This is a genomic window from Aeromicrobium sp. CF4.19, from assembly GCF_051262555.1.
Lineage (GTDB): Bacteria > Actinomycetota > Actinomycetes > Propionibacteriales > Nocardioidaceae > Aeromicrobium.
Map to the genome: position 1 here is coordinate 436,318 of NZ_JBIMEU010000001.1, position 18,086 is coordinate 454,403.

At 71.2% G+C, this 18,086-nt stretch carries 22 protein-coding genes and 1 riboswitch; of the genes, 8 read left to right on the forward strand and 14 right to left on the reverse strand.

Going from position 1 to position 18,086, the window contains the following annotated elements; all coding sequences use genetic code 11:
• Positions 1-62: 62 nt before the first annotated feature.
• The 5 genes from ACHAAC_RS02165 to groES all read right to left on the reverse strand — a co-directional run bounded on the left by ACHAAC_RS02165 (position 63) and on the right by groES (position 5,031).
• A complete protein-coding gene (locus tag ACHAAC_RS02165; RefSeq protein WP_435714276.1) occupies positions 63-734 on the reverse strand; it encodes an SIP domain-containing protein in 672 nt (223 codons plus the stop codon).
• A gap of 77 nt (positions 735-811) precedes the next feature.
• Positions 812-1,825, reverse strand: a complete 1,014-nt coding sequence (locus ACHAAC_RS02170) for an ABC transporter substrate-binding protein (RefSeq protein ID WP_435714277.1) — start codon at positions 1,823-1,825, stop codon at positions 812-814.
• Complete coding sequence (locus tag ACHAAC_RS02175; protein WP_435714278.1) at positions 1,822-2,805, reverse strand: ABC transporter substrate-binding protein; 984 nt, start codon at positions 2,803-2,805, stop codon at positions 1,822-1,824. Before ACHAAC_RS02175 ends, ACHAAC_RS02170 begins: the two co-directional genes overlap by 4 nt.
• 142 nt (positions 2,806-2,947) lie before the next feature.
• A complete protein-coding gene (groL, locus tag ACHAAC_RS02180) occupies positions 2,948-4,549 on the reverse strand; it encodes a chaperonin GroEL (RefSeq protein ID WP_435714280.1) in 1,602 nt (533 codons plus the stop codon).
• Positions 4,550-4,740: 191 nt separating this feature from the next.
• A complete protein-coding gene (gene groES, locus ACHAAC_RS02185; RefSeq protein WP_435714281.1) occupies positions 4,741-5,031 on the reverse strand; it encodes a co-chaperone GroES in 291 nt (96 codons plus the stop codon).
• A 353-nt stretch (positions 5,032-5,384) separates the two neighbouring features.
• Between groES and ACHAAC_RS02190 the strand changes: the two genes are divergently transcribed.
• The 8 genes from ACHAAC_RS02190 to kynA all read left to right on the forward strand — a co-directional run bounded on the left by ACHAAC_RS02190 (position 5,385) and on the right by kynA (position 11,066).
• A complete protein-coding gene (locus ACHAAC_RS02190; RefSeq protein ID WP_435714282.1) occupies positions 5,385-6,542 on the forward strand; it encodes a class I SAM-dependent methyltransferase in 1,158 nt (385 codons plus the stop codon).
• On the forward strand, positions 6,539-6,913 hold the full coding sequence (locus tag ACHAAC_RS02195) for an AraC family transcriptional regulator (RefSeq protein WP_435714283.1): 375 nt from the start codon (positions 6,539-6,541) through the stop codon (positions 6,911-6,913). The genes ACHAAC_RS02190 and ACHAAC_RS02195 overlap by 4 nt, the downstream gene beginning before the upstream one ends.
• Positions 6,852-7,058 (forward strand): hypothetical protein, encoded by a 207-nt coding sequence (locus tag ACHAAC_RS02200; RefSeq protein WP_435714764.1) that lies wholly within the window; start codon positions 6,852-6,854, stop codon positions 7,056-7,058. The genes ACHAAC_RS02195 and ACHAAC_RS02200 overlap by 62 nt, the downstream gene beginning before the upstream one ends.
• Positions 7,059-7,067: 9 nt before the next feature.
• Positions 7,068-7,505: a VOC family protein gene (locus tag ACHAAC_RS02205; RefSeq protein WP_435714285.1), complete on the forward strand. Its 438-nt coding sequence runs from the start codon at positions 7,068-7,070 to the stop codon at positions 7,503-7,505.
• 235 nt (positions 7,506-7,740) lie between these two features.
• A complete protein-coding gene (locus tag ACHAAC_RS02210) occupies positions 7,741-8,430 on the forward strand; it encodes a LamB/YcsF family protein (RefSeq protein WP_435714287.1) in 690 nt (229 codons plus the stop codon).
• 165 nt (positions 8,431-8,595) lie between these two features.
• On the forward strand, positions 8,596-9,189 hold the full coding sequence (locus ACHAAC_RS02215; RefSeq protein ID WP_435714289.1) for a 5-oxoprolinase subunit B family protein: 594 nt from the start codon (positions 8,596-8,598) through the stop codon (positions 9,187-9,189).
• A 136-nt stretch (positions 9,190-9,325) separates the two neighbouring features.
• Positions 9,326-10,204, forward strand: a complete 879-nt coding sequence (locus ACHAAC_RS02220) for a biotin-dependent carboxyltransferase family protein (protein ID WP_435714291.1) — start codon at positions 9,326-9,328, stop codon at positions 10,202-10,204.
• 25 nt (positions 10,205-10,229) lie between these two features.
• Positions 10,230-11,066: a tryptophan 2,3-dioxygenase gene (gene kynA, locus ACHAAC_RS02225; RefSeq protein WP_435714293.1), complete on the forward strand. Its 837-nt coding sequence runs from the start codon at positions 10,230-10,232 to the stop codon at positions 11,064-11,066.
• 15 nt (positions 11,067-11,081) lie between these two features.
• On the opposite strand, the gene ACHAAC_RS02230 is transcribed toward kynA, so the two are convergent.
• The 9 genes from ACHAAC_RS02230 to ACHAAC_RS02270 all read right to left on the reverse strand — a co-directional run bounded on the left by ACHAAC_RS02230 (position 11,082) and on the right by ACHAAC_RS02270 (position 18,084).
• Positions 11,082-11,450 carry an MmcQ/YjbR family DNA-binding protein gene (locus ACHAAC_RS02230; RefSeq protein WP_435714294.1) on the reverse strand — a complete coding sequence of 123 codons (369 nt, stop codon included), beginning with the start codon at positions 11,448-11,450 and terminating at the stop codon, positions 11,082-11,084.
• 82 nt (positions 11,451-11,532) lie between these two features.
• Positions 11,533-13,173, reverse strand: coding sequence for a chaperonin GroEL (gene groL / locus ACHAAC_RS02235; protein ID WP_435714296.1), 1,641 nt, complete (start codon positions 13,171-13,173; stop codon positions 11,533-11,535).
• 377 nt (positions 13,174-13,550) lie between these two features.
• Positions 13,551-13,751: a cold-shock protein gene (locus ACHAAC_RS02240; RefSeq protein WP_435714297.1), complete on the reverse strand. Its 201-nt coding sequence runs from the start codon at positions 13,749-13,751 to the stop codon at positions 13,551-13,553.
• 378 nt (positions 13,752-14,129) lie between these two features.
• Positions 14,130-14,405, reverse strand: coding sequence for a MoaD/ThiS family protein (locus ACHAAC_RS02245; protein WP_435714299.1), 276 nt, complete (start codon positions 14,403-14,405; stop codon positions 14,130-14,132).
• Positions 14,406-14,417: 12 nt separating this feature from the next.
• The gene (gene thrC / locus ACHAAC_RS02250; RefSeq protein WP_435714301.1) at positions 14,418-15,692 is read right to left on the reverse strand and encodes a threonine synthase; all 1,275 of its coding nucleotides are present in this window, start codon (positions 15,690-15,692) and stop codon (positions 14,418-14,420) included.
• Between the two features lie 10 nt (positions 15,693-15,702).
• A riboswitch (SAM riboswitch) is annotated at positions 15,703-15,814 on the reverse strand.
• A gap of 114 nt (positions 15,815-15,928) precedes the next feature.
• Positions 15,929-16,360: a hypothetical protein gene (locus ACHAAC_RS02255; protein ID WP_435714303.1), complete on the reverse strand. Its 432-nt coding sequence runs from the start codon at positions 16,358-16,360 to the stop codon at positions 15,929-15,931.
• A 10-nt stretch (positions 16,361-16,370) separates the two neighbouring features.
• Positions 16,371-17,216 (reverse strand): trehalose-phosphatase, encoded by an 846-nt coding sequence (gene otsB, locus ACHAAC_RS02260; RefSeq protein WP_435714304.1) that lies wholly within the window; start codon positions 17,214-17,216, stop codon positions 16,371-16,373.
• Positions 17,217-17,224: 8 nt separating this feature from the next.
• The gene (locus ACHAAC_RS02265) at positions 17,225-17,773 is read right to left on the reverse strand and encodes a LytR C-terminal domain-containing protein (RefSeq protein ID WP_435714305.1); all 549 of its coding nucleotides are present in this window, start codon (positions 17,771-17,773) and stop codon (positions 17,225-17,227) included.
• A gap of 14 nt (positions 17,774-17,787) precedes the next feature.
• Complete coding sequence (locus tag ACHAAC_RS02270) at positions 17,788-18,084, reverse strand: DUF3263 domain-containing protein (protein WP_435714306.1); 297 nt, start codon at positions 18,082-18,084, stop codon at positions 17,788-17,790.
• Positions 18,085-18,086: the final 2 nt, after the last annotated feature.

Genomic DNA, 18,086 nt, shown 5'->3' on the forward strand with positions numbered 1-18,086 from the left:
CGGCACGCTAGCGACACTCCGGCGCCGCGTCCTGCGCAGGCGGGCCTTGCACGACGTCAGGACTACAGGCCGGCCTTGCCCGTCGCCCAGTACGGCTGCGTCCGGATGCTGCGACGGTCCAGCCCGACGACGTCGCACAGCACGGACCGCTGGCGCTGGATGGACTGCCCGTGCCCGGCCAGGTAGGCCTTCGGCGCGTGGAGCAGGCGCAGCGCCTCGACGTTCTCCGCGAGCCACGCGTCGGTCGCGATGCCCGGCTCGCGTCCGGCAGGCACCACCACGGCGTCCGGCACGAGAGACAGTGCCGCGTCGACGTCCTCGACGGGGACCTCCAGCACGGACAGCAGGTCGCGTCCCTCCCGCGTCGCCCGTCGCTGCATGGCCGTCGCGAGGCTGATGACCGTGGCGTCCCCGAGCAGCAGGACCGGCGAGTCGTCCTCGTGCCAGCGGAAGGCGCGCGTGGAGGACCACTGGCAGACGCGGACGTCGTCACCCGCCGTCCAACCCTCGATGAGGTCGTGGCCGGGCGTCGGCTCGTCGGCGACGTGCTCACCGTGCCGCTGCACGATGATCGTCAGGTCCGCGCCGCCGTCCACGGGCTCCAGCCCGGCCGGCGTGTAGTGCCGGTAGTCGACGCGAGAGACCCGGAACGCCGTCACGTCGCACGGGTCCGTACCCAGCTCCGCGAAGTCCGGGCTGCGCAGGACCAGCCTGCGCAGCCCGGGCGAGAGCACCTCGGTGACCGCGACGCTCGACGAGTGGGCGGACGCGTCGACGCGGTCCGCGATGAAGGCGAGCGTGCGACCCCCGGTCAGCGCTGGAGCGACTCGAGGTCGGCCGTGAACTGCTCGATGACGGTGGCGTAGCCCTGCGCGCTCGGGGGCGCGACGGAGTTCCACGGCACGTACGCGTCCTCGCGGGCCGCCGTCGTCTGGCCCCAGACGGGTTGCGACTTGAGGGCGTCGAGGTTCGCCTGGCCGCCGCGAGCGTCCCAGATGGCGACGTCGGCGTCGTAGGCGTCGGCGTTCTCCCAGCTCACCGAGCGCCAGTACCCGCCCTCGTCGAGCTCGGACTCCTCAGGCGTGATGATGTCCAGCCCCAGCTCGTCGCGGTAGTACTTCAGGTCCGGGTTCGCGTCGGGGTTGGAGACGTACATGATGTCGGTGTCCGGCGCGACGGCCTCGAAGGTCGGGTCACCCTGCTCGGTCACGGCAGCCGTGAGCGCCTCGCCCGCTGCCGTGAACGCCTCGCGTCCGTCGGCGAAGTCGGACTCCTCGCCACCCAGGGCGGCGGCGAGCCGCTCGGTGTTGTCGAAGATCCCCGGCAGCGACTCGCCCTCGAAGTTGATGACGGCCGTCTGGTAGCCCTGGTCCAGCCGTTCCTTGACGTCCTCGTTGATGTACCAGAGCTGCGGCTCGAGGTACATGCTGGTGACGACCAGGTCCGGCTCGAGGCCGGCGAGGGCCTCCAGGTCGATGTCGCCGTAGTCGCCACCGCCGGTGACGTCCTCGACGGCGTCGACGTCCAGGCCCTCGGCCTGCGGGTCGAGGCCGCCGTCGGGACCCTCCACCGGGCCGAAGACGCCGACGATCTTGTCGCCCAGCCCGAGGTCGGTGAGGGCCGCCGCGACCGAGGACTGCGCCACGATGCGCTCGGGCATGGCGTCCAGCTCGATCTCGGTGCCGAGATCGTCGGTGAAGGTCCAGGCATCACCGTCATCGCCCGACCCGGACGAGCCGCACGCCGCCGCGACCATCACGACCGCCCCCGCGACCGCGAGGCGGACGAGTCCCTTCTGTGTCCTCGTGTGGCGACGTGTCCTCATGAGATCTCCTCCAAGTCGTCGGCGAACTGTCCGAACGTGGTGGCGTAACCGAGCGCGCTGGGCGCCGTCTCGACGCGCCACGGCACGTAGGCGTCCTCCTCGGCGGCCGTGACGCCGTTCCACACGGGCTGGTCCTCGAGCATGTCGCGGTTCGCCTCGCCGCCACGGGAGTCCCACATCGCGATGTCAGGGTCGTAGAAGTCGGCGTTCTCCCAGCTCAGGTTGTGCCAGTAGCCGCCCTCGTCCAGGTCGCTCTCGTCGGGCGTCATCAGGTCCAGGCCGACCTCGTCCCGCAGGTGGATCAGATCGATGTAGGCCGGCGTGTTCGCCACGTAGAGGAGGTCCGCACTCGGCGCGACGGCGAGGATGCTCGGGTCGCCCGCCTCGGACGCGACCGTGGCCAACCGCTCGTTGACGTCGGCCAGGGCGGTGCGGCCCTCCTCGAAGTCGGCCTCCTCGGCACCGAGGGCGGTCGCGAGGCGCTCTGCGTTGTCCAGCACGCTCTCGACCGTCTCGCCCTCGTAGTTGAGGACGGCGATGTCGTAGCTGCCCTCCAGCTTCCCGGCGACCTCGTCGTTGATGTACCAGAGCGTGTCGTCCCCGAAGGTGCTCGTGATGATGAGGTCGGGCTCCAGCCCGGCGAGGCGCTCCAGGTCGATGTCACCGTAGTCGCCGCCGCCGGTGACGTCCTCGACCTCCTCGAGGTCCAGGTTCTCCGACTGCAGGCCCAGGTCGGGATCGCTGTTGGCCGGCGCGCCGAAGGTCGCCACGACCTGGTCTCCCAAGCCCATGTCGGCCAGGGCCACGGCCACGTCCTTGTGGGCCACGATCCGTTCTGGGGCCGCGTCGAGGGAGAGCTCGGTGCCGACGTCGTCGGTGTAGGTCCAGGCGCCGGACCCGGAGTCGTCCGAGCCGCCACAGGCAGCCAGGGGCAGGGCCAGCGCGAGCGCGGCGCCTGCGGCGATGTGTCGAAGATTCATGTAGGGAAGCCTAACCTGACGTCAGGCCGCGAGGGTGCGGAGGTGCCGTGGTCTGCGCCACACCCCCGTCCCTGGAAACGCCGACGGCGCCCGCCCTGCCCACGGTGGGGCAGGACGGGCGCCGGGAAGGCTCAGGGCAACGTCAGTGCGAGTGCCCTGCGTGCTCGTCCTCGTCCTGCTCGGGCTTCTCGGCCACCAGCGTCTCGGTGGTGAGCAGCATGGCCGTGATCGACGCGGCGTTGGCAAGCGCGGAGCGCGTCACCTTCACCGGGTCGAGGACGCCCTGGGCGACGAGGTCGCCGTACTCGTTGGTGGCGGCGTTGTAGCCGTCACCGGACTCGCGGACCTTGGACACCACGACCTCCCCGGAGACGCCGCCGTTGCGGGCGATCCACTCCAGCGGGGCGTCGGCGCCCTTGCGGACGATGCGCACGCCCACGGCCTCGTCGCCGCTGAGGCCGAGGTCGTCGTCGAGCACGGAGACCGCGTGGACGAGGGCCGAACCGCCACCGGCGACGATGCCCTCCTCGATCGCGGCGCGCGTCGCGGAGACGGCGTCCTCGATGCGGTGCTTCTTCTCCTTGAGCTCCACCTCGGTGGCGGCGCCGACCTGGATGACGCAGACGCCACCGGCCAGCTTGGCCAGGCGCTCCTGCAGCTTCTCGCGGTCCCAGTCGGAGTCGGTGTTGTCGATCTCGGACTTGATCTGGCCCACGCGACCCTGCACCTCGCCGGCCTCGCCGCCGCCGTCGATGATCGTCGTGTCGTCCTTGGTGACGACGACACGGCGAGCCGTGCCCAGCACCTCCAGGCCGACCTGGTCCAGCTTGAGACCGACGTCGGGCGTGACGACCGTGGCGCCGGTGAGCGTCGCGATGTCCTGCAGCATGGCCTTGCGCCGGTCACCGAAGGCCGGGGCCTTGACGGCGACCGAGGTGAACGTGCCGCGGATCTTGTTGACCACGAGCGTGGAGAGCGCCTCGCCCTCGACGTCCTCGGAGATGATGAACAGGCTCTTGCCCTCGGCGATGACCTTCTCCAGGAGCGGGAGCACCTCGGCGACCGAGGAGATCTTGCCCTGGTTGACCAGGATGTACGGGTCGTCGAGGACGGACTCCATGCGCTCGGTGTCGGTCACCATGTACGGCGAGAGGTAGCCCTTGTCGAACTGCATGCCCTCGGTGAAGTCCAGGCCCGTGCCGAGCGTGTTGGACTCCTCGACGGTGATGACGCCGTCCTTGCCGACCTTGTCGAAGGCCTCGGCGATGAGCTCGCCGATGCGTCCGTCACGCGAGGAGACGGTGGCGACCGAGGTCATGTCCTGGATGTCGTCGACGTCGCGGGCGTTCTCGCGCAGGCGGGTCGAGACGGCCTCGACGGCTGCCTCGATCCCCTTCTTGAGACCGACCGGGTTGGCGCCGGCGGCCACGGCGCGCAGGCCCTCGTGGACCATGGCCTGGGCCAGGACGGTGGCGGTGGTGGTGCCGTCACCGGCGACGTCGTTGGTCTTGGTGGCGACTTCCTTGGCGAGCTGGGCGCCGAGGTTCTCGAACGGGTCGTCCAGCTCGATCTCACGGGCGACGGTCACGCCGTCGTTGGTGATCGTGGGGGCGCCCCACTTCTTGTCCAGGACGACGTAGCGGCCCTTGGGGCCGAGGGTGACCTTGACGGTGTCGGCGAGCTTGTCGACGCCGCGCTCGAGGGCGCGGCGCGCGTCCTCGTCGAACTCGAGAATCTTGGGCATCTGGGTTCCTTCTGGATCAGAGGTGTTCAGGGGGTGCGTCCCTGGGGCGGCTCGCCGATGGCGGGGAGTCCTCGCGCCTCAGGCGGCGAACATCGCCGCGGGCGCGAGCGTGGCTGCCTCGGGCAGCATCCGGCTCACAGGGACGCGGATCCCGCGGGCCGTCCTCCGGGGACGGCCCGCGGGGTGCTGCGTCAGGAGACGACGGCGAGCAGGTCGCGCGAGGAGAGGATGAGGTACTCCTCGCCGCCGTGCTTGACCTCGGTGCCTCCGTACTTGCTGTACAGGACACGGTCGCCGGTGGAGACGTCGACGGGGACGCGGTTGCCCGAGTCGTCGATGCGACCGGGGCCCACGGCCACGACCTCACCTTCCTGCGGCTTCTCCTGGGCGGTGTCCGGGATGACCAGACCGGATGCGGTGGTCTGCTCGGCCTCGACGGTCTTGACGACGACGCGGTCCTCGAGCGGCTTGATGGTCGACACTGTCGACTCCCTTCAGGCAGATGAACGATGGGTGTGTGCACGCCGTCGCGGGGGTCGTGCACGGTTGGCAGTCGGCTAGGACGAGTGCCAGTTCCGAATCTAGCACTCAGGGTCTAGGAGTGCTAAGCCGACGTGCTTGCTTCGCTGCGCACTCAGTCGTGCTCGGCGCCGGGGCGCCTCGCACTGCGGCTTCTCGTCGCTCCGCTCCTCGCCACGGGGACCCCCAGACCCCGGCGAGTCATCACCTCCCGGGGCGCCTCGAACTGCCGCTCCTCGTCGCTCCGCTCCTCGCTACGGGAACCTTCCGCCCCACGCGAGCCTCCGTGGGAGGTGTCAGCTGGGAGGATGGGGGTGTGGACCTGGCGACGTTCGAGCGGCTGCTCGGCCCCGAGGGGCAGGACCTGCTCGCCGAGGTGCACGAGCGGGCGGGCATCGAGTCCGACCTCGCCCTCGGCACCCGGCTGCGTCGCGACCACGACGTGGGGCTCGTCGCAGCCGCCGTCACGCAGAACCACCTGCGCGGGCTCGCACGGGCCAAGCTCGGCGACGACGCGGCGAGGATGTACTTCACGCACGACGCCCTGGAGCAGGCCACCCGGGCCCCCGTGGCGACGCTGCGCGCGGAGCGACTTGCCGCGTCCGGCGTCGTCGCCGTCCTCGACCTCGGCTGCGGCATCGGGGGCGACCTCGTGGCCCTCGCCCGGGCCGGGCTGCGGGTGCGCGGGGTGGAGCTGGACCCCGTCCGCGCGGCCGTCGCCCGGGCGAACCTTGCCGCGCTCGGCCTCGACGGCGAGGTCCTCGAGGCCGACCTCGCCGACGTCGTCACGCACGACGACGAGGTGCCCTTCCTCGACCCCGCCCGCCGGGACGGCCGCGGCCGCGTGCTCGACCCGGAGCAGATGACGCCGCCGTGGTCCTACGTCGAGCGGATGCTGGCGCGGGGCGCGGTCGTGAAGACCAAGCCCGGCCTCGCCCACGCCATGGTCCCGGACGGCGTGGAAGCGCAGTGGGTCAGCGACGGCGGTGACCTCGTGGAGGCCTGCCTGTGGGGTGGCGCGCTCGCCGGCCCACCCCGCCGCGCGACAGTGCTGCCCGGCGGCCACGAGCTCACGGGCTCCGGAGAACCGGGCGAGGTGGGCGATGTCGGCGCGTGGCTGCACGAGCCCGACGACGCCGTGATCCGCGCCGGGCTCGTCGGCGAGCTCGCCCAGCGCATCGCCGGCAGGCTCGTCGACCCGCACCTCGCCTACGTCACCACCGACGAGCCGGTGACCGACCCGATGGCCCGCTCCTTCACCGTCGTCGAGGAGCTGCCGTTCCGGGAGAAGCAGCTCAAGGCCGCCCTGGCCGCCCGTGACGTCGGCACCCTGACGGTCAAGAAGCGTGGTGTCGACGTCGTCCCCGAGCAGCTCGTGCGGCGCCTGCGGCTCACCGGCACGCGGACCGCCACGATCGTGCTCGCCCGCATCGGCCCCGGCGCCCGCGCCTTCCTCGTGGATCCGGTCCGGTGACGTCGGCCCGGCCGACCCGCCACCGCGAGATGCTGCGGGTCCGCGACGCCATCGACGCCCGGTACGGCGAGCCGCTCGACCTCGCGACGCTGGCCACCTCGGTCCACCTGTCCCCCGACCACCTGGTCCGCCAGTTCCGCGAGACCTTCGGCGAGACGCCGCACCGCTACCTGCAGCGCCGACGGATCGAGCGACTCAGCCATGACGAGGAGCGGAGCGACGAGGGAGCGGCAGAGCGAGGCGCTCCGGCGCCGAGCACGCCCGAGCGCGAAGCGGAGCGAGCGCGTCCGCTCCATCACCGAGGTCTGCCTGCGGGTCGGCTTCACGAGCCTCGGGACGTTCAGCCGGACCTTCGCGAACATCGTGGGTGAGTCACCCAGCGAGCATCGTCGACGCGGACCGCTGCCTGCGACCGCTGGCTGCTTCCTGATGGCGTGGCAGCGGCCGGCAACGTCGACGCACCCCACGGCGAGCTCGTCGATTTCGGAGAAGCGCCCCACGCCACCGGCGTCCTAGCCTCAGGACATGCCACTCACACACACCCGCTTGTCATCACTGTTCGTCCTCGACCAGGACGAGGCCCTGGACTTCTACGTCGGCGTCCTCGGCCTCGAGGTCGCCGTCGACGCCGACCTCGGCTTCATGCGCTGGCTCACCGTCAAGGTTCCCGGAGACGACCGGGAGATCCTCCTCGAGCGCCCAGGGCCACCGGCCCACGACCCCGCAACGGCCGACGAGGTCCGCGCCCTGGTGAGCAAGGGGGCCGGCGGCGGCTGGATCGGCTTCTCGACCGACGACGTCGACGCCCTGCACGCCGAGCTCGTGGCCAAGGGCGTGCAGATCACCCAACCCCCGACCGACATGTCCTACGGCCGCGACATGGGACTTCGCGACCCGTTCGGCAACGCCCTGCGGATCGGGGAGATCGCGCCGCTCGACACGCTGGGCGACTGGCAAGGCTAGAGCCCAGGCCACGTTCCCCGCCACCCGCCACCCGGACGGGGGGGTCCCGTAGCGAGGAGCGAAGCGACGAGGGAGCGGCAGTGCGAGGCGCCCCGGCGCCGAGCACGCCCGAGCGCGAAGCGAAGCGAGCGCGTCCGCTCCAGCACGCCCGAGCGCGAAGCGAAGCGAGCGCGTCCGCTCCAGCACGCCCGAGCGCGAAGCGAAGCGAGCGCGTCCGCTCCACTAGGCTGGCGGGGTGCTGATCGACCTCAACGCCGACGTCGCCGAGAGCGAGGACGACCTCTCGCTCCTGGACGTCGTCACGAGCGCCAACGTCTGCTGCGGCGCGTACGCCGGGAGCGCCGAGCTCATGCAGGCCGCTTGCGAGGCGGCCGTGCGTCACGGCGTCGCCGTCGGCGCCCAGGTGGGCTATCCCGACCCGGAGGGCTTCGGCCGCCGCCCCATGGACCCGTCCGACGAGGAGCTCGTCGAGCAGGTTCGCGGCCAGGTCGACCTGCTGGCCGAGATCGCCGATGCTGCCGGCACCCGCGTCTCCTACGTCAAGCCGCACGGTGCGCTCTACAACACGATCGTGCACGACGAGCGGCAAGCGGCGGCGGTCGTCGAAGCGGTCGCTCCCTACGGCCTGCCGCTGCTGGGACTGCCGACGTCGGCAGTCCTGCGGATCGCGCGCGCCGAGGGCCTGCCGGTCGTCGTCGAGGGTTTCGCGGATCGTGCGTACACGCCGGAGGGCACGCTCGTCCCGCGATCCGAGCCGGGCGCCGTCCTGGAGCTCGAGGACGACGTCACGGCCCAGGCCGTGCGGCTGGCGAGCGATGTGGAGTCGCTGTGCCTGCACGGCGACACCCCCGGTGCCCTCGCCCTCGCCCGGTCGGTGCGAACCGCTCTGGTGGCTGCTGGCGCCGAGGTGCGGGCCTTCGCATGAGCAAGCGGCAGCTGGGGGTACCCCCGCGAGTTCTACTGGGGGCACCTCCCGCGAGCTCTGCGAGTGGGGGCGCAGGGGGCGTGACCAATAGATCCCGAATGCGATCACGTTCCTACGCTGGTTCTTCTGAGGACGTGATCGCATGAGCAGCCCGGCAGGAGCGCGATGAGGGTTCTGCCGTGCGGCGACGCGGCAGTGCTGCTGGACTGCGACGACCTGGCCGACGCCCAGCGCTGGCTCGCCACGCTCGCCGACCACGAGGACGTCGAGGAGGCGGTCCTCGGGGCCCGGACGGTGCTCCTGCGGGGCCACCCCGAGCGCCTGCGGTCCGTGGTCTCCGCGACGACGCTCCTCGACCACGCAGCACCGAGCGAGGGCGAGGAGGTCGTCATCGACGTGCGGTACGACGGCCCCGACCTCGTCGAGGTGGCGGGACTGACCGGGCTCGACGAGACCGAGGTGGTGCGGGCCCACACCGCGACGCCCTGGACGGTGGCCTTCGGCGGATTCGCACCCGGCTTCGCCTATCTCGTCGGCGGTGACGAGCGGCTCGTCGTCCCCCGCCGGGACACCCCTCGCGGGGCGGTGCCTCGCGGCGCCGTCGGCCTGGCCGGTGAGTTCAGCGGCATCTACCCCCGCGAGTCCCCCGGCGGCTGGCAGCTGATCGGCAGCACCGACGCGGTGATGTTCGACGTCGACCGCGACCCCGCCGCGCTCCTGACCGCCGGCGCCCGCGTCCGGTTCCAGGAGGCCCCGTGAGCTGGGGGCACCTCCCGCGAGCTCTGCTGGGGGCACCTCCCGCGAGCTCTGCGAGTGGGGGCGTGGGGGCGCGCCAGCTGGGGGTACCTCCAATGCGAACACGTTCCTACGGTGGTTCTTCTGAGGACGTGTTCGCGTGAGCCTCACGGTCCGCCGAGCGGGGGCGATGACGCTCGTGCAGGACGCGGGCCGACCCGGGCTGGCGGCTCAGGGCGTCGGCCGGGCGGGCGCCTTCGACCGCAGAGCCCTCGCCCAGGTGCACGACCTGCTCGGGCACGAGCCGACGGCCGCCGTTCTGGAGGTGCTCGGCGGGGGCCTGGAGCTGGAGGCGGAGCGGGACCACCGCGTGGCCGTCACCGGTGGCGTGGGGCCGCTCGACGTCGCCGGACGTCCGGCCGCCCATGGCCGCGTCCTGCTGCTGCGGCGCGGCGAGCGGCTGAGCCTCGGCCCGGTGTCCCACGGCCTGCGCGCCTACGTCGGCGTCGCGGGCGGCCTGCAGGTCGCGCCCGTCCTGGGGTCCCGGTCCACAGACCTGATGAGCCGGCTCGGGCCCGCACAGGTGGCCGACGGCGACCGGCTCGAGGTCGGCCGCACCGAGACCACCGACCTGCCCCCGGCCGATCCCGGCGTCGGGCTGCCCAACCTGCTCGACGTTCCCGCGCTGCTCAGCCCCGGCGAGACCACGGTGGACGTCGTCCTCGGCCCACGCGACGACTGGTTCACCGAGGCCGCCGTGCGCACGCTCCTGTCCACCCCCTGGTCGGTCTCCTCGCGCTCGGACCGCATCGGGGTCCGGCTGGAAGGCCCGGCCCTCGAGCGCGCCGTCACCGCGGAGCTGCCCAGCGAGCCGTGCGTGCGCGGGAGCATCCAGGTGACCTCGGCCGGACACCCCGTCGTCCTGGGGCCGGACCACCCCGTCACCGGCGGCTACCCCGTCGTGGCGGTGGTCGTCGGCGACGGGGTCGACCGCCTGGCCCAGGTCCGCCCGGGCGAGAGCGTGCGGCTGCGTCGCTGAGCGCACGCGGGGCTACCGTGGCCCGATGACGTCGTCCCACCGCCCCATCGAGGAGGGCGTCGCCACCGACCTCGCCGGCGAGCAGACCTACGGCTCCTACCTACAGCTCGACACCCTGCTCAGCGCCCAGCAGCCCGTCTCGGACCATCACGACGAGATGCTGTTCATCATCCAGCACCAGGTGACCGAGCTGTGGCTCAAGCAGCTGGTCCACGAGCTGCGCTCGGCCATCGCCCTCATCGGCGCCGACGACCTGCCACCCGCACTCAAGCGCCTCGCCCGCATCAAGGCCATCCAGCGCCAGATGTTCGAGCAGTGGTCGGTGCTGGAGACGCTGACCCCGGTGGAGTACGTGCAGTTCCGCCACTCGCTGGGCAAGGCCTCGGGGTTCCAGTCGGCGCAGTACCGGACGGTCGAGTTCCTGCTGGGCAACAAGACCCCTGGCATGGTGCGGGTCTTCGCCCACGACCCCGTCCTGCACGACCAGCTGCAGGCCGACCTCGAGGCGCCGGGGCTCTACGACACCTTCCTGCGTCACCTCGCCCGCCGGGGCCACGACGTCCCGGCCGACGTGCTCGAGCGGGACGTCACCCAGCCCTATGAGTCCCACCCCGGCGTCGTGGAGATGTTCCGGCGGGTCTACGCCGACCCCGAACGGCAGTGGGCGGACTACGAGGCCTGCGAGGAGCTCGTCGACATCGAGGAGAGCTTCCAGCTCTGGCGCTTCCGTCACCTCAAGACCGTCGAGCGCATCATCGGCTTCAAGCGGGGCACGGGCGGCTCGAGCGGCGTCGGGTTCCTGCAGCGTGCCCTGGACCTGACGTTCTTCCCCGAGCTGCTGGACGTCCGCACGCACCTGTGAGCCTGCCCGGCCGGCTCACGGGGCCGGGCGGGAGACCTGCTCGGCGAGGGACTGCGGGGCCTGCAGGCAGTAGGAGTCGGTCAGGAGCTCGGCGAGCTCTGCCACCTCGGTCGCGTCGTCGAGCACGATGCCGACGGCGTTGCCGACACGGCCGACACGGAAGTACCGCTCCCCCAAGTGCTCGAACGCGGCCACCTCGGCCATCTCGGCCCGCAGCGTGATGCGCACGAGCTGGTCCTCGCCCCCGAAGACGTGCGCGAAGGTCGCGCCGCGCACCGTCCACCGGATCCCCGTCCAGGCCTTCTCCTGCCGCACCTGGGGCCACGCCTCGACGATGCCGCGCACGCGGGTGATCCAGTGGTCGGGGACGGGTGCGCGTGTCACGGCCACCAGCCTGCCAGCAGCCACCGACACGCACGAGGGCCCCGCACGCGATGCGTGCGGGGCCCTCGTCAGCGGACGAGCCTCAGAAGCCCATTCCGCCCATGCCACCCATGTCGCCCATGTCCGGGGCGCCGCCGCCGGCGGCGGCAGGCTCCGGCTTGTCGGCGACGACGGCCTCGGTGGTGAGGAACAGCGCCGCGATGGACGCTGCGTTCTGCAGCGCCGAGCGCGTGACCTTGGCCGGGTCGATGATGCCCGCGGCGATGAGGTCGACGTACTCGCCCGTGGCGGCGTTGAGGCCGTGACCCGGCTCGAGACCGGCGACCTTCTCCGCCACGACGCCGCCCTCGAGGCCGGCGTTGATGGCGATCTGCTTCAGCGGGGCCGAGGCAGCGGTGCGCACGATGTTCGCACCGGTGGCCTCGTCACCCTCGAGCTGCAGCTTCTCGAACGCTGCCGCGGTGGCCTGGACGAGTGCCACGCCGCCACCGGCGACGATGCCCTCCTCGACGGCCGCCTTGGCGTTGCGCACGGCGTCCTCGATGCGGTGCTTGCGCTCCTTGAGCTCGACCTCGGTGGCCGCGCCGACCTTGATGACCGCAACGCCGCCGGCCAGCTTGGCCAGGCGCTCCTGCAGCTTCTCGCGGTCGTAGTCGGAGTCGGAGTTCTCGATCTCCGCACGGATCTGCTTGACCCGGCCGGTGATCTGGTCCTGCGACCCGCCACCCTCGACGATGGTGGTCTCGTCCTTGGTCGTGACGACCTTGCGGGCGGTGCCGAGCAGCGACAGGTCGGCGGTGTCGAGCGACAGGCCGACCTCCTCGCTGATGACCTCGCCACCGGTGAGGATGGCGATGTCGGCCAGCATGGCCTTGCGGCGGTCACCGAAGCCGGGGGCCTTGACGGCGACCGACTTGAAGGTGCCGCGCATCTTGTTGACCACCAGCGTCGCGAGGGCCTCGCCCTCGACGTCCTCGGCGATGATGACGAGCGGCTTGCCCGACTGCATGACCTTCTCCAGCACCGGGACCATGTCCTTGACCGTGCTGATCTTGCTGTTGACGATGAGGATGTAGGGATCCTCCAGCACCGTCTCCTGGCGCTCGGCGTCGGTGACGAAGTAGCCCGACAGGTGACCCTTGTCGAAGCGCATGCCCTCGGTCAGCTCGAGGTCCAGCCCGAAGGTGTTGGACTCCTCGACGGTGATGACGCCTTCCTTGCCGACCTTGTCCATCGCCTCGGCGATGACCTCACCGACCGTGGAGTCGGCGGCCGAGATGGACGCGGTGGAGGCGATCTGCTCCTTGGTCTCGACGTCCTTGGCCAGGCCCAGCAGCTGGTTGCTGATGGCCTCGACGGCGACCTCGATGCCCTTCTTCAGGCCCATCGGGTTGGCGCCCGCGGCGACGTTGCGCAGACCCTCGCGCACGAGTGCCTGGGCCAGGACGGTGGCGGTGGTGGTGCCGTCGCCTGCGACGTCGTCGGTCTTCTTGGCGACCTCCTTGACGAGCTCGGCACCGATCTTCTCGTAGGGCTCCTCGAGCTCGATCTCCTTGGCGATGGAGACACCATCGTTGGTGATCGTGGGGGCGCCCCACTTCTTCTCGAGGACGACGTTGCGACCCTTGGGGCCGAGCGTCACCTTGACGGCGTCGGCAAGCTGATTCATGCCGCGCTCGAGGCCGCGACGGGCCTCTTCGTTGAACGCAATGGACTTGGCCATGTGGAACTCTCCGGTTCGACGTGGTGATGGACGGCTCGATGCCCGCGACGGACGAGCGCTGCTGTCGGCGAACCCTTCCCGCCTCGGCTCACGCCCTCATCGAAGCCAGTCCCGATGTCTAGCACTCTCACTATAGGAGTGCTAATCAACCGGCCGCAACGCCGGGGTCCCTGACCTCCTGTGCGGGGTGATCACGGATCACACGCCGGGGCGGTTCGGCAGCCGGCAACAGACCGAGTGCATGCACGGCGCCACTCGCCACGCCAGGCGTCAGATGGCCTGCGTCACGCCCTGCCCTGCGCCACCGTCGTTCACGTCGTCGTCATCTGCGCGACGGGCCGGAGAGCCGGCCCCAGGTGCGGGATCAGCGGGCTGGCTCAGTGCGTCACGACCTCGTGCGCCTCGCGGCCCTTGGGGCCGTCGACGACGTCGAACTCGACGGCCTGGCCGTCCTCGAGGGTCTTGTAGCCGTCGGACTTGATCTTGGACCAGTGGACGAAGACGTCGTCCTGGCCCTCCACCTCGATGAAGCCGTAGCCCTTGTCCGCGTTGAACCACTTGACGGTGCCGTGCACCATGACGAGCTCCCACCTGCCTGAGTCGGGCCGCCCCCTGCCCGGGCGACCCACGCCCATGAGCGTATACGCCGGGCGGCTCCCCGTTCACCGCAGGTTTGCCGGGGGTGACGGTTTACCACGGTCCCTCGGCAAACCGTCACTTCCCGTGGGAGAGATCCCACGGGAAGTGACAAGATTCCGAGGGACCGTGGTAAACCGGCGCCCCTCATCATCCCCGAGAGCTCTTTAGCCTCCCGCGACAGCGGGGCTTCACCCCTCATCACCGTGCGAAAGCGCTCAGCCTCCCGCCACAGCGGGGCTCCGCCCCTCATCATCCCCGAGAGCTCTTCAGCCTCCCGCGACAGCGGGGCTCCGCCCCTCATCATCCCCGAGAGCTCTTCATCCCCCGGCGACAGCGGGGATGATGGAGATCTGGGTCTGGTCGGGGGTCGGGGTGTCCAGACCCTGGGCGAACCGGACGTCCTCCTCGGCCACGTAGACGTTGACGAAGCGACGCAGCGCGCCGTTGTCGTCGACGATCCGGGCCTTGATGCCGGGGTGGTTGGACTCCAGGGAGTCCAGGACCTCGGTCAGGGTGGCGCCCTCGGCGCTGACCTGCGAGGTGTCGTCGGTGTAGCTGCGCAAGATGGTGGGGATGCGAACTGAGACGGACAAGGCTGCTCCTGTTCAGGCGATGCCGGCCGCGGTGAAGGCGGCGTAGGTGGGGGCGATGGTGGCGAACGGACCGACGGTGCCGGACACCGAGTCCAGCGTCTTCAGGCCGTGCCCGGTGTTGATGACCACGGTCTCGGCCTCGAGGTCGAGGTGGCCGGAGGCCGCGAGCTTCTTGAGGACGCCGAGCGTCGTGCCGCCGGCCGTCTCGGTGAAGATGCCCTCGGTGCGGGCCAGCAGGACGATCGCCTCGCGGATCTCGTCGTCGGTGACCTGCTCGACCGCGCCGCCGGTCTCCCGGGCGATGTCCAGGACGTAGATGCCGTCCGCGGGGTTGCCGATGGCCAGCGACTTGGCGATCGTGTCGGGCTTGACCGGGCGGATCGCGTCGACGCCGTCCTTGAACGCCGTCGCGACCGGGTTGCACCCCTCGGCCTGAGCGCCGAAGATCCTGCACGGCTTGTCCTCGACCAGTCCCAGCGCGACGAGCTCCCGGAAGGCCTTGTGCACCTTGGTCAGCTGCGAGCCGGAGGCGACGGGGATGACGATCTGGTCGGGCAGGCGCCAGCCGAGCTGCTCGGCGATCTCATAGCCCAGCGTCTTGGAGCCCTCGGCGTAGTAGGGGCGCACGTTGACGTTGACGAACGCCCAGCCCTCCTCCTCGCCGGCGATCTCACTGGCGAGCTTGTTCACGTCGTCGTAGTTGCCCTCGACGGCGACGAGCTTCTCGGTGAAGACCGCAGAGTTGACCTGCTTCGGTGTCTCCAGGTTGCTCGGGATGAACACGACGGTCTCGATGCCCGCCCTGGCGCCCGCTGCAGCCACCGCGTTGGCGAGGTTGCCGGTCGAGGGGCAGGCGAAGACCTTGGCGTCGAGCTCGCGGGCCGCCGAGAGGGCGATCGCGACGACGCGGTCCTTGAAGGAGTTGGTCGGGTTGGTGCTGTCGTCCTTGACCCACAGCGAACGCAGGCCGAGCTCCGCGGCGAGGTTGTCCGCCTTCAGCAGCCGCGTGAAGCCCGGCTCGGTGTTGGGGCTGGTCTCGATGTCGTCCGGCACGGGCAGCAGGGCCTTGTAGCGCCAGATGTTGGCGGGCCCGCTCTCGATCTGCTCACGGGTGACGGTGCCGAAGTCGTAGCCGATCTCCAGCGGGCCGAAGCACTCGTGACAGACGTAGAACGGGCCGAGGGGCTGGGTGCTGCCGCACTCGCGACAGACGAGCTCGCGGGCGGGCCCGAAGGCGCCGTCGCGCACCGTGGTCGTGCCGGTGGGTGGAGCGGTCGTGGTGCTCACGTGAACCTCCTGGTCATCTCCCCCGGTCGCACCTGCGCCGGGACGGATTTAGCACCTGGCTCGCGGATGAGCTGGTTGCTGGGGTGTCGTCGGGCCGTTCCCTCCACCCCTCTGGATGAGCACCGTCAGCCTACAAACCGTCTCACCATGCGTCCAATTGGTCCGCGATGCGAGATGGTCGGTCTCGGGAGGTGGTCAGACCGACGGAGCGGGAGTCCGCCCGCCGCCGTCAGGACTCAACGCCGCCGGGCGATCCGTGTGGTGGGCGGCGGGTAGTCACCGTCCTCCAGCCCCGCCAGGCGCTCGAACGGGTTGACCGAGTGCCAGTCGGCGGCCACCACCCAGGACAGCAGCGCGAAGATGCCGTAGAGCGGCAGCAGCAGGGGTCCGACGACGAACGCGTACTGCGTGCAGTGCCGGTCCTCGTGCCGCAGCAGCCGGGGCCGGGTCCGCAGCTGCTCGACGTCGCGCCGGCTGAGGATGACGTTGCCGACCGTGAAGGCGCCGGCCACGGGGAACCCCCAGCGATACCCACCCGCGAGCCACGTCCCGCGCTCGTGCCGGACCACGTGGGCGCCGCCCAGCCGCGCCACCGCGAGCCCGAGCGGCGTGCTGAGGTTGAGCCAGTTGACGATCTCCCGGACCCGCGTCCAGGAGGTCTGGCCCATCTCCGACCACCTACCCCGCCCGGGCGACGACCGCGTCGGCGAACGCCCCCAGCCAGCCCGCGACGGCGTCCGGGCCGTCGAGGACGAGATCGGAGCGCTCCACGAGAGCATCCTGCTCCGCCGAGGCCGAGCACACCAGGAAGCCGGTGACGCCACGCGGACGCAGGGCGTCGACGGCATCGAAGGCCGGCAGGTCACCGAGATCGTCACCGGCGTACACGACGTGCCGCGTCCCGAGGTCGTGGACCAGACCGGTCAGCGTCGTGCCCTTGTCGACGGCGCTGCCCCGGAGCTCCAGGACCTGGCGGCCCGGCTCGACGTGCAGGTCGCGCTCGGCGGCCAGGTCACCGATCGGCCCCGTCAGCGAGTGCAGGACCGACGGTGCGAGGCCGCGGGTGTGGATCGCGATGGCCAGGCCCTTGTCCTCGATGCGAGCCGTCGCGGCTCCACGGGCGGCCAGCCAGCTCGGCAGCAGCCCGGCCAGCTCCTCGATCGCCTCGGGGCGAGGCGGCACGACCAGCTCGTCGGTGCTCGCGTCCCAGCGCTCGGCTCCGTACTGACCGCAGACGACCAGCCCCTCCAGTCCCTCCAGTCCCTCGAACCCACCGAGCTCCAGCACCTGACGCACGGGTCGGCCCGTGATGATCGCGACCTGACCCAGGTGCCTCCCGAGCGTCGCGACCGCCCGTACCGAGTCCGGGTGGGCGAAGGCCTGCGTCGGGTCGTCGACGACGTGCGACAACGTGCCGTCGAAGTCCAGGCCGAGCAGGGTGCCGGCCGGGTCGGCGAGGACCGCGTCGTGGACGACCGGTCCGTCGGGCGGGCCGGTCCCCACCTCGTGCGATCGCGCAGGCATGCGCGTCATCATGGCAGGGAGAGCACGAGCACCGTGAGTCGGTCGGCGGCCATGCCCTGGACGCTGGGCGAGACCGCGGGGATGCCCAGGTCCTCGGCCAGGAGCTCAGCCTCGGCCTCGCGTCCCGGCGGGTGGTGCACCGCGGTCTGGGCCGCGGCGGCCCGCCAGTTGCCGGTCGCGCTGAGCGTCCACCCGGCCTGGGTGACGCGGCCGCCCACCTGCGCCGCGAGCCCGGTGATCCGGGTGGCGTTGAGGACGACGACGGCGATGTCGCCCCGGCTCGCCTCGGGAGTCGGCGACGGCGTGGGGCTCGGCGTCGGACTGGGACTCGGGGTCGGGGTCGGGGTGGGTGTCGGCGAAGGTGTGGGGGTGGGTGTCGGTGAGGCCGACGACGGCGGGGCCGAGACCGCGTCCCGGTCGTCGAAGGGCCTCAACACGTCGTAGGCGACGTAGCCCAGCGCCCCCGTGCCCACCACGCTCAGCAGCGCCACGACGACGAAGAACCACCCGGGCAGGACCGAGCCCCGCTTGCTGACCGTCCTGCGGTGCGCGACCACCGACCGCCCTCTCGTCAGAGGTCGAAGCCGAGGCGCCGCGCGGAACGGCTCCGCTGGCGCTGGGCCCGCAGACGACGCAGACGCTTGACGAGCAACGGGTCGAAGGCGAGGGCGTCGTCACGGTCGATCAGGGCGTTGAGCACCTGGTAGTAGCGCGTGGAGGACATGTCGAACTTCTCACGGATGGCCTGCTCCTTGGCGCCGGCGTACTGCCACCAGAGACGCTCGAGGGAGAGGATCTCGCGATCTCGCTCGCTGAGGGAGCTGGAGTCCGTCGCCAGGTCGTGGTTCGACTGCTCGACTGCGCTCATGT

Excerpts from the sequence above, each read along its gene's own strand:
- otsB (WP_435714304.1), bottom strand. The coding sequence starts at position 17,216 with ATGCCTGCGCGATCGCACGAGGTGGGGACCGGCCCGCCCGACGGACCG.
- groL (WP_435714280.1), bottom strand. The coding sequence starts at position 4,549 with ATGCCCAAGATTCTCGAGTTCGACGAGGACGCGCGCCGCGCCCTCGAG.
- ACHAAC_RS02270 (WP_435714306.1), bottom strand. The coding sequence starts at position 18,084 with ATGAGCGCAGTCGAGCAGTCGAACCACGACCTGGCGACGGACTCCAGC.
- ACHAAC_RS02175 (WP_435714278.1), bottom strand. The coding sequence starts at position 2,805 with ATGAATCTTCGACACATCGCCGCAGGCGCCGCGCTCGCGCTGGCCCTG.
- ACHAAC_RS02255 (WP_435714303.1), bottom strand. The coding sequence starts at position 16,360 with ATGGGCCAGACCTCCTGGACGCGGGTCCGGGAGATCGTCAACTGGCTC.
- kynA (WP_435714293.1), top strand. The coding sequence starts at position 10,230 with ATGACGTCGTCCCACCGCCCCATCGAGGAGGGCGTCGCCACCGACCTC.
- groL (WP_435714296.1), bottom strand. The coding sequence starts at position 13,173 with ATGGCCAAGTCCATTGCGTTCAACGAAGAGGCCCGTCGCGGCCTCGAG.
- ACHAAC_RS02215 (WP_435714289.1), top strand. The coding sequence starts at position 8,596 with ATGAGGGTTCTGCCGTGCGGCGACGCGGCAGTGCTGCTGGACTGCGAC.
- ACHAAC_RS02205 (WP_435714285.1), top strand. The coding sequence starts at position 7,068 with ATGCCACTCACACACACCCGCTTGTCATCACTGTTCGTCCTCGACCAG.
- ACHAAC_RS02240 (WP_435714297.1), bottom strand. The coding sequence starts at position 13,751 with ATGGTGCACGGCACCGTCAAGTGGTTCAACGCGGACAAGGGCTACGGC.
- ACHAAC_RS02170 (WP_435714277.1), bottom strand. The coding sequence starts at position 1,825 with ATGAGGACACGTCGCCACACGAGGACACAGAAGGGACTCGTCCGCCTC.